General features: G+C 66.9%; 17 protein-coding genes and 2 pseudogenes. 7 read left to right on the top strand and 12 right to left on the bottom strand.

The window, feature by feature from the left end:
- Positions 1-185: 185 nt before the first annotated feature.
- Positions 186-2681, top strand: coding sequence for a TonB-dependent receptor plug domain-containing protein (locus IP90_RS06675; RefSeq protein ID WP_144898850.1), 2496 nt, complete (start codon positions 186-188; stop codon positions 2679-2681).
- A gap of 58 nt (positions 2682-2739) precedes the next feature.
- Here the strand turns inward: IP90_RS06675 and IP90_RS06670 are convergent, their stop codons facing one another.
- Positions 2740-5607, bottom strand: a complete 2868-nt coding sequence (locus IP90_RS06670; protein WP_144898849.1) for an EAL domain-containing protein — start codon at positions 5605-5607, stop codon at positions 2740-2742.
- Between the two features lie 197 nt (positions 5608-5804).
- Here IP90_RS06670 and IP90_RS06665 point away from each other — a divergent pair, with 197 nt between their 5' ends.
- From IP90_RS06665 to IP90_RS06645, 5 genes are all read left to right on the top strand, one after another.
- The gene (locus IP90_RS06665; RefSeq protein ID WP_144898848.1) at positions 5805-6359 is read left to right on the top strand and encodes an RNA polymerase sigma factor; all 555 of its coding nucleotides are present in this window, start codon (positions 5805-5807) and stop codon (positions 6357-6359) included.
- On the top strand, positions 6356-7324 hold the full coding sequence (locus IP90_RS06660) for a hypothetical protein (RefSeq protein WP_144898847.1): 969 nt from the start codon (positions 6356-6358) through the stop codon (positions 7322-7324). The genes IP90_RS06665 and IP90_RS06660 overlap by 4 nt, the downstream gene beginning before the upstream one ends.
- Complete coding sequence (locus IP90_RS06655) at positions 7321-7905, top strand: IMPACT family protein (protein ID WP_144898846.1); 585 nt, start codon at positions 7321-7323, stop codon at positions 7903-7905. The genes IP90_RS06660 and IP90_RS06655 overlap by 4 nt, the downstream gene beginning before the upstream one ends.
- Before the next feature lie 44 nt (positions 7906-7949).
- Positions 7950-9713, top strand: coding sequence for an ABC transporter transmembrane domain-containing protein (locus IP90_RS06650; RefSeq protein WP_144898845.1), 1764 nt, complete (start codon positions 7950-7952; stop codon positions 9711-9713).
- Positions 9714-9958: 245 nt separating this feature from the next.
- Entirely contained in the window at positions 9959-11299 is a 1341-nt protein-coding gene (locus tag IP90_RS06645; protein ID WP_158635293.1) for an alpha/beta hydrolase, read from the top strand.
- A gap of 104 nt (positions 11300-11403) precedes the next feature.
- Here the strand turns inward: IP90_RS06645 and IP90_RS06640 are convergent.
- The 3 genes and pseudogenes from IP90_RS06640 to IP90_RS06635 form a co-directional block, all read right to left on the bottom strand.
- Positions 11404-12312 (bottom strand): annotated as a pseudogene (locus IP90_RS06640) (fatty acid desaturase family protein); the annotation flags it as partial.
- 62 nt (positions 12313-12374) lie between these two features.
- Positions 12375-12555: pseudogene (locus tag IP90_RS16985) on the bottom strand (acyl-CoA desaturase); the annotation flags it as partial.
- Between the two features lie 22 nt (positions 12556-12577).
- Complete coding sequence (locus IP90_RS06635; RefSeq protein ID WP_144898842.1) at positions 12578-13684, bottom strand: ferredoxin reductase; 1107 nt, start codon at positions 13682-13684, stop codon at positions 12578-12580.
- Between the two features lie 92 nt (positions 13685-13776).
- Between IP90_RS06635 and fabR the strand changes: the two genes are divergently transcribed.
- Positions 13777-14451 carry an HTH-type transcriptional repressor FabR gene (gene fabR, locus IP90_RS06630; RefSeq protein WP_144899226.1) on the top strand — a complete coding sequence of 225 codons (675 nt, stop codon included), beginning with the start codon at positions 13777-13779 and terminating at the stop codon, positions 14449-14451.
- Positions 14452-14624: 173 nt separating this feature from the next.
- On the opposite strand, the gene IP90_RS06625 is transcribed toward fabR, so the two are convergent.
- From IP90_RS06625 to IP90_RS06590, 8 genes are all read right to left on the bottom strand, one after another.
- Positions 14625-16262: an acyl-CoA dehydrogenase family protein gene (locus IP90_RS06625; RefSeq protein WP_242007509.1), complete on the bottom strand. Its 1638-nt coding sequence runs from the start codon at positions 16260-16262 to the stop codon at positions 14625-14627.
- A gap of 164 nt (positions 16263-16426) precedes the next feature.
- Positions 16427-16633, bottom strand: a complete 207-nt coding sequence (locus IP90_RS06620) for a cold-shock protein (RefSeq protein WP_144898840.1) — start codon at positions 16631-16633, stop codon at positions 16427-16429.
- 114 nt (positions 16634-16747) lie between these two features.
- Positions 16748-17500 (bottom strand): S-methyl-5'-thioinosine phosphorylase, encoded by a 753-nt coding sequence (locus IP90_RS06615; RefSeq protein WP_144898839.1) that lies wholly within the window; start codon positions 17498-17500, stop codon positions 16748-16750.
- A 109-nt stretch (positions 17501-17609) separates the two neighbouring features.
- Positions 17610-18167 carry a hypoxanthine-guanine phosphoribosyltransferase gene (locus IP90_RS06610; protein WP_144898838.1) on the bottom strand — a complete coding sequence of 186 codons (558 nt, stop codon included), beginning with the start codon at positions 18165-18167 and terminating at the stop codon, positions 17610-17612.
- Positions 18164-19171 carry a beta-N-acetylhexosaminidase gene (gene nagZ, locus IP90_RS06605; RefSeq protein WP_144898837.1) on the bottom strand — a complete coding sequence of 336 codons (1008 nt, stop codon included), beginning with the start codon at positions 19169-19171 and terminating at the stop codon, positions 18164-18166. The genes IP90_RS06610 and nagZ overlap by 4 nt, the downstream gene beginning before the upstream one ends.
- A gap of 65 nt (positions 19172-19236) precedes the next feature.
- Complete coding sequence (locus tag IP90_RS06600; RefSeq protein ID WP_144898836.1) at positions 19237-19755, bottom strand: CYTH domain-containing protein; 519 nt, start codon at positions 19753-19755, stop codon at positions 19237-19239.
- A gap of 59 nt (positions 19756-19814) precedes the next feature.
- Complete coding sequence (gene rlmD, locus IP90_RS06595; protein ID WP_425477083.1) at positions 19815-21152, bottom strand: 23S rRNA (uracil(1939)-C(5))-methyltransferase RlmD; 1338 nt, start codon at positions 21150-21152, stop codon at positions 19815-19817.
- A gap of 146 nt (positions 21153-21298) precedes the next feature.
- The gene (locus IP90_RS06590; protein WP_144898834.1) at positions 21299-21898 is read right to left on the bottom strand and encodes a YdbL family probable chaperone protein; all 600 of its coding nucleotides are present in this window, start codon (positions 21896-21898) and stop codon (positions 21299-21301) included.
- Positions 21899-21968: the final 70 nt, after the last annotated feature.

Below are 21968 nucleotides of genomic sequence, written 5' to 3'. Positions count from 1 at the left end.
GTAACCGTTTGCAGGCGAGACGCCCGTTTCCAACGCCGGGAACAGAGTGTTACAAATCGATGACGGGGATTCGTGAGTAGCGGTGCGGTCCATTGCAGACGGATGCGGGCATGGAGCGCGCCATTCCACTCAGCTGACATAAGGAAATGCCGATGACCTGCTCACGCAACATCCCATCCATGTTCATGACACTGCCTGCCGGCACACTCGCCGCGGCACTCGCACTGCCCGTCGCCGCGCAGCAGGACCCGGCTACGGCACCCGATCGGCCGACGCAACTGGATGCCGTGCAGGTGCTGGGATCGCGCGCCGGCGCCCGTACCGCCGCCGAATCGGCCGCGCCGGTCGACGTACTCAGCCGCGAACAACTGGAAAAGGCCGGCGTGCAGGAGATCGGCCAGGTGCTGCAGATGCTGGAGCCGAGCTTCAACTTCTCGCGCACCTTCGTCAGCGACGGCACCGACATCATCCGCCCGGCGACCTTGCGCGCCCTGGGCCCGGACCAGGTGCTGGTGCTGGTCAACGGCAAGCGTCGCCACCAGCAGGCGCTGGTCAACGTGCAGCAGACCGTCGGCCGTGGCTCGGCCGGCACCGACATCAACGCGATTCCGATCTCGGCCATCGACTACATCGAAGTGCTGCGTGATGGTGCGGCGGCGCAATACGGTTCCGACGCGATCGCCGGCGTGATCAACATCGTGCTGAAGAAAAGCACGGACGTCACCACGATGTCGTTCGAGGCCGGGCAGACTTTCGAAGGCGACGGCGAAGTGCTGCACGCCGGCTTCAACAGCGGCTTCAAGATGGGAGAGGAAGGCTTCGTCAACCTCACCGCCGAATTCCGCGATCGTGGCGAGACCAATCGCGCCGGCCCCGACCGCCTGCGCGTCGACCCGCCGCGCGTCACCCAGCGGCTCGGCGATGCCGATGCCAAGGACGCCTATTTCTGGCTCAACGGCGGACTGCCGATCGGCAGCGGCGAACTGTACTGGTTCGGCGGCGCATCGCGTCGCGCCGGCGATTCGTCCGGCTTCTTCCGCACCGCCGGCGACAACCGCACCGTGCCCGAACTGTATCCCGACGGCTTTCTGCCCAACATCATCACCAAGGTCAAGGACACGTCGATCGCGGTCGGTTTCCGCGACCAGATCGGCGGCAGCGACTGGAACTGGGACATGTCGGTCAACCACGGCCGCAGCCGCTTCGGCTTCAAGCAGCGCAACTCGGTCAATGTCAGCTGGTGGTACGAACCCCGGCCCGGTGGCGGCATCTATGCCGAGTCACCGACCGTCACCGACACCGGCCGGCTCGAATACGATCAGACCACCTTCAACCTGGATTTCCGCGGCCCGATCGACTGGGGCTTCGGCAACGAGCCGCTGTACCTGGCCACCGGCTTCGAATGGCGCGAGGACAACTACGCGATCCGTCCCGGCGACCTGGTGTCGTACAGCTTCGGGCGCGGCAACGATCGCAGCATTCCGATCGTCGGCCAGACCGGCGAAACCGCGCAGCCCGGCATGCAGGGCTTCCCCGGTTTCTCGCCGACCGAGCAGATCGACGCGGGCCGGCACAACATCGCCGTCTATCTCGATGCCGAGTCGCGATTGACCGAGAAGTTCCTGCTCGGCGCGGCATTGCGCTTCGAGGACTATTCCGATTTCGGCAATACCAGCACCGGCAAACTGTCGGCGCGCTACGACGCCAGCGAGCGCTTCGCGATCCGCGGCACCATGGCCACCGGCTTCCGCGCGCCGGGCGTGCAGCAGCTGTTCTACAGCCAGCGCTCGACCAACCTGGATCCCAGCGGCGTGCTGGTCGATACGCTGACCGCGCGCCAGGACAGCGCCGTGACCCGTGCCTTCGGCATCCAGCCGCTGACCGAGGAGACCTCCACCAGCGGCACGCTCGGCGTGGTCTTCAAGCCCGGCAGCAACACCACGCTGACCGTCGACCTGTTCCGCATCGACATCGACGACCGCATCATCTTCTCCAGCAACATCGTGCCGGAGAGCGTCGGCATCGACGGCCTGCCCTGCGCCGCAGGCAATGCCAACTGCCCGATCCGCGCGATCCTCGAACCGATCGCCGTCGGCCAGGTACTGTTCTTCACCAACGCCATCGACACGCGCACGCAGGGCATCGACGTGGTCGCCGAGCACGGCATCGACTTCAATGGCGGCGCGCGCCTGGACCTGACCGCGCTGCTGCACTGGAACAAGACCGAAGTGAAGCAGCGCCGATCGCAGTCGGCGATCCTGCCGCCGGAGCGGCTGTTCGACGATACCCAGGTGACGCTGATCGAAGAAGGACAGCCAGGCGCGCACCACGTCCTGCAGGGCCTCTACCGCACCGGTGCCTGGGACTTCACGCTGCGCGGCAACTATTTCGGCAGCGTCTCCGGCGAAGGCTTCACACCGGGCATCAAGCAGACCTGGGGCGGCAAGTGGCTGACCGACCTGGCGGTGGGTTTCCGCTTCAACGACAAGGTCAAGCTGACCGTCGGCGGCAACAACATCTTCGACACCTATCCGGACAAGTGGACCGCCGGCATCACCGATCCCAATGATCCGAACCTCAACAATCCCTTCCCGGCGCTGGGCTTCATCTACGGCTGGGAAACGCTGCCGTTCGGTATCAATGGCGGTTACTACTACGCCAAGCTCGACCTGCGCTTCTGACAGAAAGCGGCAGGAGTGGACTGTGTTCCGCTCCTGCCGCGATCAATAAAAATACGGCTCAGATGCGTGGATGGCCCGGCACCGGCCGGCCGAACAGATAGCCCTGCCCGTACTCGCAGCCAAGATCGCGCAGCGCGATGCGTTGGGCATCGGTCTCGATGCCCTCGCCGATGGTCTCGATGCCCAGTGCGCTGGACAACGCCAGGATCGCGCGCGTCACCGCCATGCTCTCGGGGCTGGATTCGCCGTGCAGGCCGGCGACGAAGCTGCGGTCGATCTTGAGCGTGGCGATCGGGAAATTGTGAAGGTACGACAAGGCCGAGAAGCCGGTGCCGAAATCGTCCAGTTGCGCCAGCACGCCGTGGTCACGCAGGGTGAGCAGCATGCGCAGCGCGCGTGGCGCATCGTCGAGCAGCGCCACTTCGGTGATCTCGATGCGCAGCCGGCGCGAATCGGCACCGCAGACATCGAGCATGCGCAGCAACCGGTCGGCGAAATCCGGCGAACGGAAATGCCGTGGCGACACGTTGACCGACACATAGCCCTCGCCACCTGCCGCCAACTCCATGGCCACCTGCTGGTACAGCATCCAGTCGACCTGTTCGATCAGGCCGCTGTCCTCGCCCAGCCCCATGAAGTCGCCGGGCGCCAGCACGCCGCGCTGCTCGTGCTTCCAGCGCAGTAGCGCTTCATGGCCGATCACCACGTTGTCGGACAGGCGCACGATTGGCTGGTACCAGGGCTCGAAATGGTCGGCGTTGATCGCTCGGCGCAGGTCGGCTTCCAGGTCGAGCAGGCGCATCGCATGCTCGCGCATGTGTTCGTCGAACATCGCGCTGCGACCGCGCCCTTCCGCCTTGGCGCGGTACATCGCGGCATCGGCGTCGCGCAGCAATTCCTCGCCGCTGCGATAGCGCGGCTGCCACATCGCGATGCCGAGGCTGGCCGCGGGAAAGAGTTCGCGTCCGGCGATCCATACCGGCGCACCCAATGCCTGCAGGATCCGCGTCGCCAGGTGCCCGGCGACGTCCTCGCTGTCGACGCCTTCCACCAGCACCGCGAACTCGTCGCCACCCAGGCGCGCGACCACGTCGTCGGGGCGCACCGCAGAGACGATGCGGCTGCCGGCCTCGACCAGCATCTCGTCGCCGGACGCGTGGCCGACGCTGTCGTTGACCAGTTTGAAACGGTCCAGGTCCAGGAACAGCACCGCGAACTTGAAGGAAGGGTCGCCGACGGCGCGGGCGATCGCTTCGTTCATGCGATCGAGCAGATGCGCCCGGTTAGGCAGGCCGGTCAGCGCATCGTGCAGCGCCTGGTGGGTCAGGCGCCGCTCCGCGCGCAGCCGTTCGCCGATCTGTGCCAACAGCTTGTGGTTGCTTTCCTCCAGTTCGCGGGTGCGCTCGTCGACGCGCTGTTCCAGTTCCATGTGCGCGGCTTTCAGGTTGTCCTGCGCCTGCTTGCGCATCAGGCCGCTGCCGATCTGGTGCGCGACGAAGATCAACAGTTCCTGGTCACGCTGGGTAAAACCGATCCCCTCGTGATAGCTCTGCACGGTGATGACGCCGACCACGGTGTCGCCACGGAACAGCGGAACGCCCAGCCAGCAATGCGCCTGCTCGCCGAAGCTGCGTACGCGGCCCTGCGCCTCCAGCGCGACGATGTCGGCGCGCTGTGCCAGCAGCGGCTGGGCCGTCGACAGCACGTATTCAGTCAGGCCTGCCGACAACCGTCGCGTCTTGCGATGGCTCTGGCGCTCGTCGACCGAGTACGGGAATTCCAGATGCTGGCCGTCCGCAGACAGCATCGCGATGTAGAAGTTGCGCGCATACAGCAGTTCGTCGACCACCGCGTGCGCCTGCGCGTAGAACCGCTCCAGGCTGTCGCTGGTGGCGGTGAGTTCGGCGATCCGGTAGAGCGCACGCTGCAGTTCCTCGCCGCGCTGGCGTTCGACGATCTCCGCCTGCAGTTCGTCGTTGGCGCGCTGCAGTTCGCGGGTGCGCTCGCCGACCCTGCGCTCCAGTTCCACCTGCGCGTACTTGCGATCCAGTGCGGTCTGGATGTGCTGGGCCACGAATTCCAGCAGCACGCGATCCTCATCGCTGTAGCTGGCCGGATGGTCGTAGCTCTGCACCACGATCGCGCCGCTGACGCGTCCCTCGCGGCGCATCAGCACGCCCAGCCAGTCCTCGCTGTCCGGACCGTGCGCCGGGTCGCGTGCGATGCCCAATGTCTGCCGGATCTGTTCGGAAGGACCATGCAGCGGCTGGCCGTGCAGCAGCAGGCCGACGGTCAGGCTGCTCGGCATCTCGTCCAGCGGGATCGCGCGATCGGGTTCCGGCACGAAGCTGTCCGCCTGGTCGGCGAAATACAGGAACCGCAGCGTGCGGGCGGTGTCGTCGTACAGCACGATGTAGAAATTGCGCGCGTACATCAGCCCGCCGACCACCGCGTGGATGCGGCGCAGCATGTCGCCCACTTCCAGGCCCGAGCCGGCCAGGTCGGCGATCTCGTACAGCGCCTGCTGCAGGCGCTCGGACTTCTGCAGCGATTCGATGCGCGCCTGCGCGCGGATCGACACCAGGGTCGCCGTCACGGTGCGCCGTGCCAGTGCCAGCCACGCCTGCTGCGATGCTGTCGGCAGGGTTTCGGCCAGCGCTGCGGCGATCGCGATCCGGGTCTCGTCGTCGGCGGTCCAGCTTTCCAGGATCTCGCCATTGCCGGCGGTCATCGGCTCGCCGGCCAGCAGCCTCGCCGAGCGATCCAGCAATCGCGACGTGCCGTCGGTGGCGGCATTGCCCTCGCGCCCGCTGGCATCGCGCCAGCGCACCACCAGCTGCGAGCCGGTCGGCAGGGTTTCGACCAGCATGCCGGCCAGACCGGACGCGGGCACGCCCAACTGCGCCAGTAGCCCTTCATCAGCCATGCGTCCGACCCGCTGCGGTGTCTGGCCCCCTGCCATGCCATCAAGGATAACGTGTGCGGCGGCCGGCAAACGGCCAACCCCATCCCGCTTTCATGGCCGTTCGAAGCTTCATGTATTGCCTGACGCCCGCCATGGCCGCTTGCGACGCGCCTCGCGCCGGCTTCCCGGCAACGGCTACTGCGCTTACGCTGCACGGCATGGATGCAGCCACCGAACCCGGCGACGAAACGCTGATGCTCGCTTATGCGGCCGGCGACGTGACCGCATTCGAGCGGTTGTACGCACGCCACCGCGGCCGGCTGTACCGGTTCATGCTGCGCCAGGTGCACGATGCGGGCCTGGCCGACGAGTTGTTCCAGGATGTCTGGCAAAGGGTGATCGCCGCTCGCGGGCAGTGGCAGCCGGACGCCGCGTTTTCGACCTGGCTGTTCCGTATCGCGCACAACCGCCTGAACGACCATTGGCGTGCGCAGAAGCATCGTCCGCCGGCGCCGGCGGACGGCGACGAACGCGCCGCGCGTGTGCCCGATCCTCACACGCCGGAGCGCACGCTGTCGGAGTTCGAGCAACGCCGTCGCCTGCAACTGGCGCTGGACGAATTGCCCGAGGAGCAGCGCGAGGTGCTGACGCTGCGGCTCGAGCAGGAACTGACCCTGGAGGAGATCGGCAGCATCACCGGCGTCGGCCGGGAAACCGTCAAGTCGCGATTGAGATACGCGATGGACAAGCTGCGCACGAGACTGCAGGAATGAACATCGGCCCCGAACATCCCACCGACCGCGAACCGCTGACCGCGGAGGAGCGCGAACTCGCGCAGCGCCTGTCGCGGCTTGGCCCCAGCGCTGGGCCGCATTCGACGGTCGACGCCCGGATCCTGGCCGCCGCACATGATGCGGTGACCCCGCCGCGCGCGCGCATCCGCCCGCGCCCATGGCCGGTGGCGCTGGGCGTGGCCGCGTCGCTGGCGCTGGCGGTCGGCATCGCCTGGCGGCTGCGGCCATTACCGGAGCCACCGCAGGCCGCAACGCCTGCGGCCGCCAGCACTGAAACCAGTGCGACATTCCTGGAGGAGGCGCCGGCGATCGAGGCCGCGCCCAGCGCCAGCCACGAAGAGTCCCGACCCGACGACGTACCGGCCGCATCACCCGAAGTTGCAAAGATCCAGGCCAGGCGTCGACCGGTGCCAGCGGCGGCCGCCGAACCCGAAGCAGCTATGGACGAGCGCCCGGTTGCCGACGTGGCGGCGGCCGCACCTCCTCCACCCGCCCCACCCGCGCCAGTCGCGCAGGCCCCGGCTGCGCAGGCTTTGTCGGCGACGGCCGTCGACGCCGCTGCGGCCGGTGCATCGCCGTCGCCCGAGGAACGCCAGCGCATGGCCAAGGCCGTCGAAGCCAGCCAGGACGCGCGACGTGATGCGCAGTTGGCGACGGCATCACAGGCGACGCCAACGGCAGCAGCGACGGCACACGAGAAGGAGCCAGCTGCCGGCAAGCCGGAAATCGTCGAACTGGACAACGGCGACGAACCCCCGGCCTACGCCAGTTCGCCGCAGGTGCGCGAAGCCTGGCTGCAGCGCATCCGCGAGCTGGTTGCCGAAGGAAAACCGCAGCAAGCACTCGACAGCCTGCACGAGTTCCAGCGCCGTTATCCCGGGCAGCCATTGCCGGACGACCTGCAGCGCTTCGAGCAGTCCCATCCCGACCCGCTCGTTCCGTGACGCTGGATACATTGACCGCACCGGCTTCGCACGCGCTCGAGGCCAGGCACAGCCGTTTCCTCGCGCGGGCGGCGCCCGCCGCGTCGCCCGAGGCTGCGCTGGCCTGGTTGTCGGCGAACGCCGATCGCGATGCCACGCATAACTGCTGGGCCTATCGGATCGGTGCGCAATATCATTCCAGCGACGACGGGGAACCGGCCGGCACGGCCGGACGCCCGATCCTGGCGGCAATCGATGGACAGGGCTGCGACCAGGTCGTGGTCGTGGTCACGCGCTGGTACGGCGGCATCAACCTCGGTGCCGGCGGACTGGTACGCGCGTACGGCGGCGCCGCAGCCGAATGCCTGCGGCGTGCGCAGCGGCGGCCGTTGATCGCGATGGCGGACGTCCGCCTGGCCTGCGGTTTCGCCGACAGCGCCGAAGTCCACGCCGCCGTTGCCGCCTTCGATGCCGGAAAACGTGCAGAGGATTTCGATACCGAAGGCGTCCGCTTCCTGCTGTCGTTGCCTGTCGACCGCATCGATGCCTTCAAGGCGCGCCTGCGCGATGCCACCCGCAACCGGGTACGCTTCATCGACTGATGCGCAACTGGTCGGAACAGCAAAGACAAAACAAGAGAGAAGCAATGTCGGAAACACCCGCATCGAACAAACCCAAGCCCCGTCTCGGCACCTTGCGCGCGCTATGGCCATTCGTCATGCGCCAGCGTGGCCTGTTCATTGCGTGGCTGTTCGCACTGGCCGTCGCTTCCGCGGCCACGCTCAGCCTGCCGCTGGCGGTCCGGAGGATGATCGACCAGGGCTTTTCCAACGGCAGCAACATCGACCGCGCCTTCCTGTTCCTGTTCGCGGTGGCACTCGTGCTGGCCCTGGCCAGCGCCAGCCGCTTTTACTTCGTGTCGCTGCTGGGCGAGCGGGTCGTCGCCGACCTGCGCAACAAGCTTTACTCGCATCTGGTCGGCCTCGATGCAGGCTTCCATGACCGCAACCGCAGCGGCGAACTGATCTCGCGCCTCACCGCCGACGCCGAACTGCTGCGCAGCGTGGTCGGTTCCAGCATGTCGGTGGCGCTGCGCAGTACCGTGACGGCCGCAGGTTCGCTGGTGATGTTGTTCGTTACTCAACCGCGACTGGCGTCGTATGCGCTGGTCGGGATCCCGCTGGCGGTGCTGCCGATCGTGATCGGCGGACGCCGCATCCAGAAAGTCGCGCGTGCCAGCCAGGACCGTGTCGCCGACGCCAATGCACTGGCGACCGAAACACTGGGCGCGGTACGCACCGTGCAGGCACACGCACGCGAGCCTTACGAACGCGGGCGCTTCGGCGATGCCGTCGCCGTCGCGGTGGAGACGGCGCGCAAGCGCATCCGCGCGCAGGCCTGGGTCACGGCGGGTGCGATCACCCTGATCTTCGGCGCGATCACGCTGGTGCTGTGGTCCGGCGCGCATGACGTGATTTCCGGCCGGATGAGCGCCGGCACGCTTGGCCAGTTCGTGCTGTATGCACTGATCGGCGGTGGCTCGGTCGGTGCGTTGGCGGAAGTGTGGAACGATCTGCAGCGCGCGGCCGGTGGCATGGGCCGCATCAACGATCTGCTGCAGGAAACACCCGCGATCGTCGCGCCAGCGGCGCCGCGCGCGCTGCCGCAACCCCTGCACGGCGAACTGCGTTTCGACGACGTCACCTTCCACTATCCGATGCGTCCCGATCTGCCGGCGCTGCAGGCCTTCTCCCTGCAGGTGCGGCCGGGCGAGACGATCGCGCTGGTCGGCCCGTCCGGCGCCGGCAAGAGCACGGTGTTCTCGCTGTTGCTGCGCTTCCACGATCCGCAGGCAGGCACGATCACTGTGGACAACGTGGATATCCGCGAACTCGATCCCTCCGCATTGCGCGAGCACATCGCGCTGGTGCCACAGTCGCCGACCATCTTCGCCGCAAGCGCACGCGACAACATCCGCTACGGCCGGCTGCAGGCCGACGATGCCGCTGTCGAAGCGGCGGCGCGCTCGGCCGAAGCGCACGAATTCCTGTCGCTGCTGCCGGACGGCTACGACGAGCAACTCGGCGAACGTGGCGCGCGACTGTCCGGCGGCCAGCAGCAGCGCGTCGCCATCGCCCGCGCGCTGCTCAAGGATGCGCCGATCCTGCTGCTGGACGAAGCCACCTCCGCGCTGGATGCGCAGAGCGAGCGCGCGGTGCAGCACGCGCTGGAAAACCTGATGCAGGGTCGCACTACCCTGGTGATCGCCCATCGCCTGGCGACCGTGCTCAAGGCCGATCGCATCGTGGTGATGGACCAGGGTCGCATCGTCGACCAGGGCACGCATGCGGAACTGATTGCCAGGAACGGGCTGTACGCGGAACTGGCGCGACTGCAGTTCATCGATTGAACCGAGAAAGCCGTCTGCTGCGCCCCATTCGCCTCCCCCCGTCATCCCGAACGCAGTGAGGGGTCCTGCTTCACGCCTGGGATCCAGGGCAATGACCTCACTGCGTTCGGATGACAGATGAAGAAGCGATGCGAGCACGGAACCCGTTGTCGGCGGCTTGCACGAACCCGGAATTCAGGCATGCTGAGACGCGGGCATATCGAACGTCCGTGGCAACGCCACTGGAAACCGGCAGCATGAAGAACATGACCCAAACCCCGGCGCATGACCGCTTGCGCTTCTCCGTGGCCGGATGGAATCGATGCGCAGTCCTGCGTCGCCTCCCGCTGCTGCTCGTGGTCGCGGCAGCGATGCTGCTGACCGCCTGCCAGCCGCCGGTCAGGCTGATGCCGAGTCCACTGTCCTTCACCGATGACGAGACTCCGGTCTTCACAGACAACAAGGCGGCGCGCAACGCGCCCGAGATTCCGATCTTCTACGCCACCAACCGCCAGGTGCTGATGGAGAACGTACCGCCGGTCTACACGATCTTCCCCGGCGACGAATTGCGAATGGGCATCGCGCACCTGCGCGTGGGCGACGGCACCCTCAACTGGAAGGAGTTGAATGCGCTGTCGCGCAGTCCCGACCCTGCCAACCGTCCGGCCATCAAGCTCAAGGAACTGGAGGAACTCGCCGTACTCGGCGAAAGCCGCGACGACCCGACTTCTGCCGCATCGCAGGATTTCTTCGCCCGGATCAATGCTGCACTGGCGCAGAGCCGCCACAAGAACCTGATCGTCTACGTCCATGGCGCCAACAATGCCGTGCATCGTGCCACCGGCCAGGCTGCGCAGTTCCAGCATTTCACAGGCCGCGACGCCGTGGTGCTCACCTTCATCTGGCCGTCGGCGGAAAGAGTGCGCACCTACTTCACCGACATCCGGCACGCGCGCGCCTCGGTGCCGGTGTTCAGCCATCTGCTCGCGATGCTGGCTGACCACACCGACGCGCAGCACATCGACGTACTGGCCTATAGCGCCGGCGCGGAAGTAGCCAGCGCCGGGCTGGCCGAACTGGGCAGCGAAATGCGCAACGGATCGCGCGCCGAAATGAAGCGCCGCCTCAAACTCGGGCAGATCTATTTCGCGGCGCCGGACGTGGACACGCGTGGCTTCGTCGACGATCTCGAACAGTACGTCGACCTCGCCGACCGCGTCAGCCTGTCGGCCAACCTCAACGACTTCACGCTGGCGGCGGCGGCGATCCGCCATCGTGGCTCGCGCGCCGGCCGTCCCGACCCCAGCGAGCTCAGCGACGAACAGACCCAGCTACTGGTCAATGCGTCGAACCGCTACGGCTTCGACCTGATCAATGTCGATCCACGCGTGGTGCCGGGCATGAACCGGCGTTCGCACACGTTCTGGTATTCGAACCCCTGGGTCAGCAACGACCTGCTGGCAGCCTTCACGCGCCGTCATGCGCCGCAGCAACGTGGCCTGGATGCGCGCGCCACGACTACGGATATCCGTTACTGGGTGTTCCCGCAGGATTACGACCAGCGCGTCCGCGCGCTGTTGCGTGCTTCGGCCAAGCAGGCCCCGTAGGGCGGCGGCTCAAGCCCGCCATCACCCGCGGCGAACCGCGCCGGGAATCATCACGCATTGCAGGATGGCGACGGCGGGCTTGAGCCCGCCCTACGCAGCCTGGATCAACCCGCCTGCAGCAGCGGCGCCTTCGCCTCGGGCCGGCTCGGGAATGCGTGCCGCAGGATGCGCCAGATCACCTGGCCGAACTGCTTCGGCAGCGAACCGGTGTTGTACTGCTGGCCGTAGCGGGCGCAGATCGCGCGCACTTCCGGGGCTATTTCGGCGTAACGGTTGGCCGGAATGTCGGGATAGAAATGATGCTCGATCTGGTGGCTCAGGTTGCCCGACATCAGGTTCAACAGGCGGCCACCGGAAATATTGGAGGAGCCGCGCAGCTGGCGCAGGTACCAGTGGCCGCGCGATTCGTTCTTGATCGACTGCTTGGGAAAGGTTTCCACGTCGGCGGTGAAGTGGCCGCAGAAGATGATGACGTAGGTCCAGACGTTGCGAAGCACGTTCGCCACGACGTTGCCCAGCAGCACCGGGAGGAAGAACGGGCCTGCCAGCAGCGGAAACACCACGTAGTCCTTCAACAGCTGCCGCGCCATCTTCCTGCCCACCGGGCGGAAGTTCTCGCGCATCTTCGCGTGGTTGGTCTTGCCCGCCCACCAGCGGCCCAGGCGCAGGTTCTGCGCGGCCACGCCCCATTCGAACAGCAGCGCGAACACCACTGCGATCAACGGCTGCGCCAGGTAGAACGGCTTCCAGCGCTGCTCGGGGAAGATGCGCAGCAGCCCGTAACCGATGTCGTCGTCCATGCCGCGCACGTTGGTGTAGGTGTGGTGGCGGTAGTTGTGGGTCTCGCGCCAGTTCTCGCTGGTGCCGGCGATGTCCCACTCGTAGGTCTTGCCGTTGAGATGCGGGTCGCCCATCCAGTCGTACTGGCCATGGATGACGTTGTGCCCTACTTCCATGTTTTCCAGGATCTTGGCAATACCCAGCAGCAGCGTGCCCAGGATCCACGTCGGCAGGAACAGGCTCGCCAATGGCAGGCCGGCCAGGGACACGCTGGCCAGCGACAGGCCACCCAGCAACGCAGCGGCGAACAGCAGCACGCGCCCCGCGATTTCGATGTAGCGCACGGCAGCGACGACGCGGCGGATGTAGCGCGCGTCGCGCGCGCCCAGGCTTGCCACGGTGCGCACGCGTATCGCGTCGAGCTCGGCGCCGAACCGGTCCAGTTCGGCGGCGCTCAGTGGGCGGTTGCTGGTCATGTCGTTCATTCGTAAGCCGCCGTCAGAGGTCGAGTTCGAGATCGGTGACCGCGCTGTTGATGCACAGCTTGAGCGCGGACATCGGTTCGTGGGTGAGTTCGCCGGTAGGCAGGTGGCGCGTGCCGCCGGCACGCTTGCCACAGGCGCAGGTGTTGCAGATGCCCATGCGGCAGCCGGCTGCCGGCTTGATGCCTTCGGCCTCCAGCGCACTCAGCAGCGACTGCCCGCGAGGCACCTGCAAGGTGCGACCGCGCCGTGCCAGCCGAACCTGCACGGTGCCGGTATCGGTGATCGCCACCGGCTGCGGACTGAAAGCCTCGGCCTGGAAGGACACGACGCGATCGGCCAGCAGCGTGCGCGCGGTTTCGACGAAACCGCCGGGGCCGCAGGCCAGTACCTGCTGCGCTGCGATACCGTAGACCAGCGAGGACAGCAGCGCTTCGTCGATGCGGCCTACATGCTCGTCGGCGGCCTGCGCCGGCTCACGGGTCAGCAGCAGCGACAGGCGAAAATTCGGATGCCGGGCCGCCAGCGCACGCAGTTCGTCGAGGAAACAGAACTCGTCGCGACTGCGCGCCCAGTACAGCAGCGTCAGCGGTACCGGCATGCCCTGCGCAGCCAGTGCGCGGGTCAATGCCATCAGTGGCGTGATGCCGCTGCCGGCGGCCAGCAACAGCAACGGGCCCTGCGGCTGGGCCGGCAGGGTCATGTCGCCGAAGGCCGGGCCGAGCTCGAACACGTCACCCGGCTTCGCGACATGGCACAGATGCTGGCTGAGCTTGCCGCCTTCGATAGCCTTGACGGTGATCGCGATGCGTCCGTCCGCGCGCGGCAGGTCGACCAGGCTGTAGCTGCGGGTGATCCGCGCACCGTCGATCTCCGCGCCGAGGTTGAGATGCTGGCCTGGCTGGAAACCGTGCCAATGGCGGTTCGGCTTCAGCACCAGGGTCACGGCGTCGCGCGCGGCGGGCTCACGGCCGACCAGGCGCGCCAGCGGGCGCTCCCAGGTCCAGGTGCGATCGACCCGCGAGGCCCAGAAATCGAACACGGCCGGGGCCACCAGCGGCTTGAGCAGGCGTTTCACCGGATGCAGGCGGCGATCCGGGACGGGACGGAGGACGGCATTCATGGCCTACACTATACAGGCACAAGGACACTCGTGTGCACAACTGTATATTAATGGCTGCCGCTATGATGTCCCGTCCCGACCTGCGATCCGACATGCCGACCCGCGTGATCCCCAGCCACGACATCCCCGCCCCGGGAGAGGAGCACGCCCCCGGGCGCAAGGCCTCGATCTCGCGCGAGGACCTGATCGCGGCGGCGCTCAAGCTGCTCGGGCCGCATCGCAGCGTCTCCAGCCTCAGCCTGCGCGAGGTCGCCCGCGAAGCCGGCATCGCGCCCAACAGCTTCTACCGCCAGTTCCGCGACATGGACGAACTGGCGGTGGCCCTGATCGACCTGGCCGGCCGCTCTCTGCGCCGGATCATCGGCCAGGCCCGCGACCGCGCCACCACGCGTCGCAGCATCGTACGCAGCTCGGTGGAAACTTTCATGGAGCAGCTGCGTGCCGACGACAAGCTGCTGCACGTGCTGCTGCGCGAAGGCACGGTGGGCTCGGATGCGTTCAAGCAGGCGGTCGATCGCGAACTGGACTTCTTCGAGGAAGAACTGCGCATCGACCTGATCCGTCTGGCCGCCGCCGATGGCGCCACCCTGTACGAACCCGCGCTGGTATCCAAGGCGATCACCCGCCTGGTGTTCGCCGTCGGCGCCACCGCGATGGACCTGCCGCCGGAGAAGGACGCGGAACTGATCGACCAGCTGTCGCAGATGGTGCGGATGATCCTCACCGGTTCGCGCGCGATGGGCGCCGACGCTTCGCTGCGCGGCTGATCCGCAGGCCTCGATCCTCGGACGTAGCCGGGTAAGCAACGCGCACCCGGGAATCCAGCGCAGCGAATCAACGCCATCAAGCGCGCAGGCCGGCTCTATGCCGACATGCCGGATCGCCGCATTGCATCGCGAGCGCCTTCGACTAGCCCGTCCTCCCCACGACCGCAAGAACGCTAGCCCACCGCCCTTTCGATCAGCGCATCGAAATCCTCGCCAGCCGGCAAGGTGCCCAGCGCCAAACCGTGTTCACCGCCAAGGCGACCCCGCACGAACGGCGTCGCCGCCGGGCTCCGCGCCGACAGCAACACCGCCGCCTGCAGCGCCAGCGCCAGCTGTTCCACGAGCCAGCGCGAACCGGCCGGATCGAAGGCGTCCTGCGACAGTTCTGTCGCCAACTGCGCGACATACCGGTCGAAAGTCGGGTCGATGCCTTTCGCGCGTGCGAGTTCCTGCTGCAGCGCGGCCACAGTTTCAGGTTTCCTGGCCAATGCGCGCAGCACGTCCAGGCACTGGATGTTGCCGCTGCCTTCCCAGATCGAGTTCAGCGGCGCCTGCCGGTACAGCCGCGGCAGGATGGATTCTTCGACATAGCCTGCGCCACCCAGGCATTCCTGCGCTTCGTTGACGAAAGCCGGGGCGCGCTTGCAGATCCAGTACTTGCCGATCGCCGTGGCCACGCGCGCGAACGCCGCTTCCTGCGCATCGCGCGGCGCGGCATCGACCGCACGCGCAACGCGCATCGACAGCGCCAGCGCCGCCTCGGATTCGATGGCCAGGTCAGCCAGCACGTTGCGCATCAGCGGCTGTTCGACCAGGCGCTTGCCGAAAGCACGACGATGCATCGTGTGATGCAGCGCCTGCGCCAGCGCCATGCGCATCTCCGCGGCGGAACCGAGCATGCAGTCGAGGCGGGTCAGCATCACCATCTCCAGGATGGTGGCGATACCGCGGCCTTCGTCGCCGATGCGGTGCGCCCATGCGCCGGTGAATTCGATCTCGCTGGAGGCGTTCGACCAGTCGCCGAGCTTGTCCTTCAGTCGCATCAACTGGAACGCATTCCTGGTGCCGTCCGGCAGGCGCCGCGGCAGCAGGAAACAGCTCAGGCCGCCACGCGCCTGGGCCAGCACGAGCAAGGCGTCGCACATCGGCGCCGAGAAGAACCACTTGTGGCCGACCAGAGAATATTCATGGCTCGCCGTGCCATCGCCCGACAGCGGTTCGGCGCTCGTGGTGTTCGCGCGCACGTCGCTGCCGCCCTGCTTCTCGGTCATGCCCATGCCGAGGGTGACGCCGCTCTTCTGCGCCATGGGCACGTCGCGCGAGTCGTAGTGCGACCCGGCCACCTTGTCGGCCCATTCGTGCAAGGCCGGCGCATGCCGCAGCACCGGCACCGCGGCATGGGTCATCGTCAGTGGGCAGCTGCTGCCAGGCTCGACCTGGTGGTGCAGGTAGCTCAGCGCCGCACGCGCGACGTGCACGCCAGGCCGGGGATCGGCCCAGGACAGGCCGGCCACGCCATGCTCGATCGCCGCCTGCATGATCCGGTGATAGTTGGGATGGAACTCGACGACATCGATGCGATGACCGAAGCGGTCGTGCGTGCGCAGTCGCGGCCGGTCGCGATGCGCATCGAAGCTGAGCCGGTACAGTTCGTCGCCGGCGAGCGCGCCGTATTCGCCCAGCCTTGCATGCCAGGCATGGCCGCCTTCGCGTTCGACCGCTTCGCGCAGCAGCGGGTCGCTGGCCCACAGGTCGCGCGGCGCGAATTCGGGCGGCTGGTTGTCGACGCTATGGGTCTGGAACCGGGACATGGCGTGCTCCCCGTACGTCGGAAGATCCGTCGCCATTATGTACGTGGCGCGCAGCGCTTTCGAAACCAGGGCTGCTGGCCGTCGCGTCGAGGCGACCGGCGCCGCGCACGAAAAAAAACCCCGCGACGGGCGCGGGGCCTGGAATGCCTCGATGGCCGGGCGCGTTACTGTGCCGGCGCCACGCCTGCGGCTTGCGAGCCCTTCGGGCCCTGCACGACTTCGTAGCTGACGCGCTGGCCTTCCTGCAGGCTGCGGAAGCCCTGTGCGTTGATCGCCGAGAAGTGCACGAACACGTCGGCGCTGCCATCTTCCGGTGCAATGAAACCGAAACCCTTGGCGTCGTTGAACCATTTCACGGTGCCGTACTGCATAGCTTTCCTGACCTCATGGTGGGTGCGTTGTCCGTGCGTCGGCGCGTGGGGCTGCCTGACGCACGGCGCGAGTATGCAAAGCAACCCGCCATGCTGGCAATCACCCCGGCGCGGTCATGCCTCCAGCAATGCGGACACCAGTACGGGCAGCCCCGCCGACGCGGCGGCGACGTTGGCGAGCACGTCGTCGAAGGTGATCACCTCGTCCGGATCCGGCCCGGCGCCCGCCGCCCAGTTGGCGACGATGGCCAGGCAGGCGTAGTCGAGGCCGAGTTCGCGAGCCAGTCCGGCCTCGGGCATGCCGGTCATGCCGACCAGGTCGCAGCCGTCGCGTTTCATGCGCGCGATTTCGGCCTTGGTTTCCAGACGCGGGCCCTGGGTGGCGCCATAGCAACCGTGTCCGACGACGGCCACCCGGACCCGTGCGGCCGCGGCGAGCACCTGCTGGCGCAGCGCCGGCGTGTACGGATCGCCGAAGTCGACATGCAGTACCTCACTGCCCGGCTCCTCGCTGAGCGTGGAGACGCGGCCCCAGGTGTAGTCGATCAACTGCTCCGGACAGGCCAGCACGCGCGGGCCGAAGTCGGCGGTGATGCCACCCACCGTGTTCATGGCCAGCACGCGCTGCACGCCAACCGCCTTCAGTGCCGCCAGGTTCGCACGGTAGTTGATCCTGTGCGGCGGCAGCGAATGGCCTTCGCCGTGACGCGCCAGGAACGCGACCCGCTTGCCGGCGAATCTGCCGACGCGGATCGGGCCCGAAGGTGCGCCATAGGGCGTCACCGGTTGATGCGCTTCGGCGTCCTGCAATTGCGCCAGCGCATAGACGCCGGTGCCGCCGATGATGGCCAGGGAGATGTCGGTCATGTCAGATCGGATGCTTGCTGAGATTTGATGAATTCCAATGGGACCCGGACAAGAGGGTCTAATCAGTGCCGACTCGCATGGAGTGTCGGTGCGAATCGGCGTGCAGGCTTCAGGCCTTTAGCGCGTAGATCGCCGGCAGGTTGCGGCCCTGCTCCTGGAAGTCCATGCCGTAGCCGAACACATAGCGGTCGGGGACCTCGACGCCGACATAATCGGCTTCGATCCCTTCCACGCGGCGGTCGTGGATCTTCACTGCAAGCACTGCGACACGTATGTCGGCGGCGCCCTGGTCCTCGCACCACTGCCGGATCGCCAGCAGTGTGTGGCCCTCGTCGAGGATGTCGTCGGCCAGCAGCACGCGCCGGCCGCGCATCGACGTGGCCGGACGATGCAGCCAGGCCAGTCGCGCGCCCGAGGTGTTGCCGCGATAACGGGTGGCGTGCAGATAGTCGAATTCGAGATCCAATCCACGCTCGCCGAGGGCGAATGCCAGCTGCGCGGCGAACGGCATGCCGCCGTGCATGACGGTGATGAACAGCGGCGCGGTTTCACCGTCGTAATCGGCGCGGATGGTGTCGGCCATGTCGGTGATGGCCGCTTCCAGCGTGGCGCGATCGTGGATCAGGTCGGCTTCGGGAAGCACCTCGCCCAGCTGTACCGGGCTCATGCCACGCTCCCGGCGTCACCGGTCAGGCGCGAGCGCGCGTGTCCGTAGCGCGTTTCGGCAAGCAGGCCTTCCCAGGCCATCGCGCCGCGGCCGATCAGGCCGATCAGGGCCATCGTGTTGAGCTCGCGATCCCGTACCGCGGCCAGCGATTCCTCGACCAGCTCCGGATGGCAGACCAGCACCACGTCGCAGCCGGCGTCCAGGTGCGCGTCGACGCGCGCCTTGATGCCGCCTGCCGAGAACGCGGCCTTCATGCCTATGTCATCGGAGAACACCACGCCGCGGAAACCCATGTCCTCACGCAGGACGTCCTGGATCCAGCGGGCGGAATAGCCGGCCGGTTCGGGCGCAACCTGCGGATAGACGATGTGCGCCATCATCACCGCGTCGGCGCCCGCGTCGATGCCGGCGACGAATGGAACGAGGTCGCGATGTTGCAATTCCGCCAGCGGACGGTTGTCGATCGCGTTGTCGAAATGCGTGTCCTCGCGCACCGTGCCGTGGCCGGGAAAATGCTTGAGCGTCGCGGCCATGCCGGCCGCATGCATACCGCGGACGTAGGCGCGCGTGAATTCGGCGACCACATGCGGCTCTTCGGAAAAGGAACGGTTGCCGATCGCGAGATTGCCGTGGCCGACATCCGCCACCGGCGCGAAGCTCAGGTCGACGCCGCTGGCACGCACCTCGCTGGCCATGAGCCAGGCATGTTCCTGCGCCAGTTCAAGCGCCGCGATCGGATCGGCTGCGTACATGCGGCCGATTTCCTCCAGGGGTGGCAGCGCGCTGTAGCCCTCGCGGAAACGCTGCACGCGCCCGCCTTCCTGGTCAACGCAGACCAGCTGCGGCCGCGGCGCGGCGGCACGGATCGCGGCCGACAATTCCGCCACCTGCGCGCGCGAGGCGAAGTTGCGCTTGAACAGGATCACGCCGGCGCAGGCATCGTGCTGCAGCCAGTCGCGCTCCTGCGCGTTCAGTTCGGTGCCAGCGACGCCGATCACGAGCATTGCGGATCTCCGTAACGTGCGCGGCGCGCACGGATCATGGTGGCATGGACGACGTGAAGCATGCGCTAGACGCCACCGGCGCCGGCCCGCTCCGCTTCGCTCCATTGCGAATACGGACGCGAGGCCAACGCCAGATTGTAGTAACGCGATTGTTCGGTGACATCGGCGCCTGCCCAGGCGGGCTTTTCGAAGCCCTCGCCCACCGACGCCAACTCGATTTCAGCGACGACCAGGCCGGCGTTGTCGCCCAGGAATTCATCGACCTCCCAGACATGCCCGTCATGGTTCAGGTAATGCCGGCGCTTCTTGATGACGCCGCCGACGCACAAGCCCAGCAACGCGCGCGCCTCGGCCACGGGAATCGGATAGTCGAACTCCAGCCGGGTCGGTCCGAGGTCGCGCGATTTCAGGTTCAGGAAACCCGCTTCGTCGGCAATGCGTACCCGCACCGACGCCTGCTGCGCGCCGCTGTCCAATGCTGCCTGGTCGTTGATGTAACCCTGCGCCATCGGTACGACCTTGTACGCAAACTGGCGCCAGCTGTCGTCGACCACCAGGAACTTGTATTCGATTTCGATGCCCACTTTTCTCGTCCTTTTCTTTAGCCGTCATTCCCGCGAAGGCGGGAATGACGGCTTAAAAACTACAGTTCAAACATCGCGATCGACTCCACATGCGCGGTATGCGGAAACATGTCCATCACGCCCGCGCTGCGCAGTTTCCAGCCGCGCTCGTTCACCAGGTAGCCCGCATCGCGCGCCAGCGAGGCCGGATGGCAGCTGACATAGACGATCCGCTTCAAACCCTTCAAAGGCAATTGTTTCAGAACGGCGTCGGCGCCGGAACGCGGCGGGTCCAGCAGCAGCTTGTCGAAGCCGGCGCGCATCCAGGCATGACCGCCCAGGTTCTGGGCCAGGTCGGCGGCATGGAACTGGGCATTGGTCAATCCATTGTGCGTGGCATTGGCGCGGGCGCGCGCCACCAGCCCGGCCTCGCCTTCGACGCCGACCACTTCCCGCGCGATCCGCGCCAGCGGCAGGGTGAAGTTGCCGAGTCCGCAGAACAGATCGAGCACGCGGTCTTCCGGTTTCAGGTCGAGCAGGTCCAGGGCCAGCGCGATCATCTTCTGGTTGAGGCCGGCATTGACCTGGATGAAGTCGAGCGGCTGGAACTGCAATTCCACGTCCCACGCAGGCAGGCGAAACGACAGCGACGGCGCTTCCGGCCATAGCGGATGTACCGAATCCACGCCGCCAGGCTGCAGGAAGATGGCGAAGCCCTGCGCCTGCGCAAAGGCGACCAGGGCATCGCGGTCGCGTTCGGACAGCGGCTGGAGATGGCGGAACACCAGTGCGATCCCGCTGTAATCGGGAGTGCTGTCGCCAGCGATGAATTCGATCTGCGGAATGTCGCGGCGCGCGTCCAGGCCATCGACCAGTGTGGCCAATGCGGCGATGCCGTCGCCGATCTGCGGTATCACGGTATGGCATATCGACAGGTCGGCGACGAAGCGCGGATCGGCCTCGCGAAAACCGACCAGGGTCTTGTCCTTCTTCTCGACGCGGCGCACCGAAAAACGTCCCTTTCGGCGATAGCCCCAGGCGTCGTCGGTCAGCGGCGGCAGCCAGGATTCCGGCGTGACGTGTCCGATGCGCTCGAAGTTCTCGCGCAGCACGCGCTGTTTGGCCAGGATCTGCTTTGCCTCGTCCAGGTGCTGCAGCGCGCAGCCGCCACAGGTACCGAAATGCGGGCAGCGCGGCGGCACGCGATCCGGCGAGGCCTGCAGCACTTCCAGCGTGACCGCTTCGTCGAAGCTGCGCGAGCGTGCGGTCTGTTTCGCCATGACCGTTTCGCCCGGCAAGGCGCCGGCGATGAACACGGTCTTGCCATTGTCGCGGCGGGCGACACCGCGGCCGTCGTGGCTCAGATCGAGGATGTCGGCGGAGAACGGGGTCTGGTCTAGGCGGGCCACTAAGCGCAGGAATCGGCGATGGGCCGCATATTGTCGCAGATGCCATCGCGCGCCGGTCGCGACCAGACAACCGCGGGGTCCGCCCCAAAGTCGCGGGGCAGGCCGAAGCCCCTCCCATAACGGAGAAGCCGGCCCTGCCCCGCAACAAGCTGCCGTTACTTCTGCTTCCAGGCGCCGCCCGCGTCCTGATACCACCAGCCGCTGCGTGCGCTGGCCACCCACTGGCGCGCGAACACGCTGCGGATCTGCGCTTCCCATTCCGGATGATTGTTGGCGACTGCGATCTCGCGATAGACCGCCTTGGCATCGCGGTTCTGCTCGGCCACCGCCTGGTTGACCGCGACGCGATCGCCCAGCGGAATCTTGGCGGCGTCGCGCACACTGACTTCACCGCTATTGCTGAAGCCCAGCGCGCCGGCGTCGAAGTGCTTGCGCAACGTACCGTCAAAGCGCGATGCCATCCGCGACTGGATCGCCTGGATCGCCGGTGTCTTGATGGTGATGTCCGGCGTCGTCTGCGCGTGCGCGGGCGAGATGCCGATCAGCATCAACGGATCGAAGCGCAGCGCCATGCCACCGCCGGGCTTGCCTTCGTCCTGCCCGGGCGCCGGTGTCGTGCCCTCTTCGCCGATCACCTTCTCGACGAATTCCTTGGCCGCTTCCTTGGCTTCCGCGGCCGGGAAGTAGACATTGATGGTCACGCACGCGGTCAACGCGAGCGCGGCGGTTATCGGCATTCCCAACCAACGACGCATGGTGTTCTCCTGGGTGAAAAAAAAAGGGACTAGGGGCTGGGGACTGGGGCGCGAGCAAAAGCGGTAAACA

Source organism: Luteimonas cucumeris (assembly GCF_007830035.1).
GTDB lineage: Bacteria > Pseudomonadota > Gammaproteobacteria > Xanthomonadales > Xanthomonadaceae > Luteimonas_C > Luteimonas_C cucumeris.
Note: the sequence above shows the minus strand (reverse complement) of the source record. Positions and strands in the feature narration are given on the sequence as shown.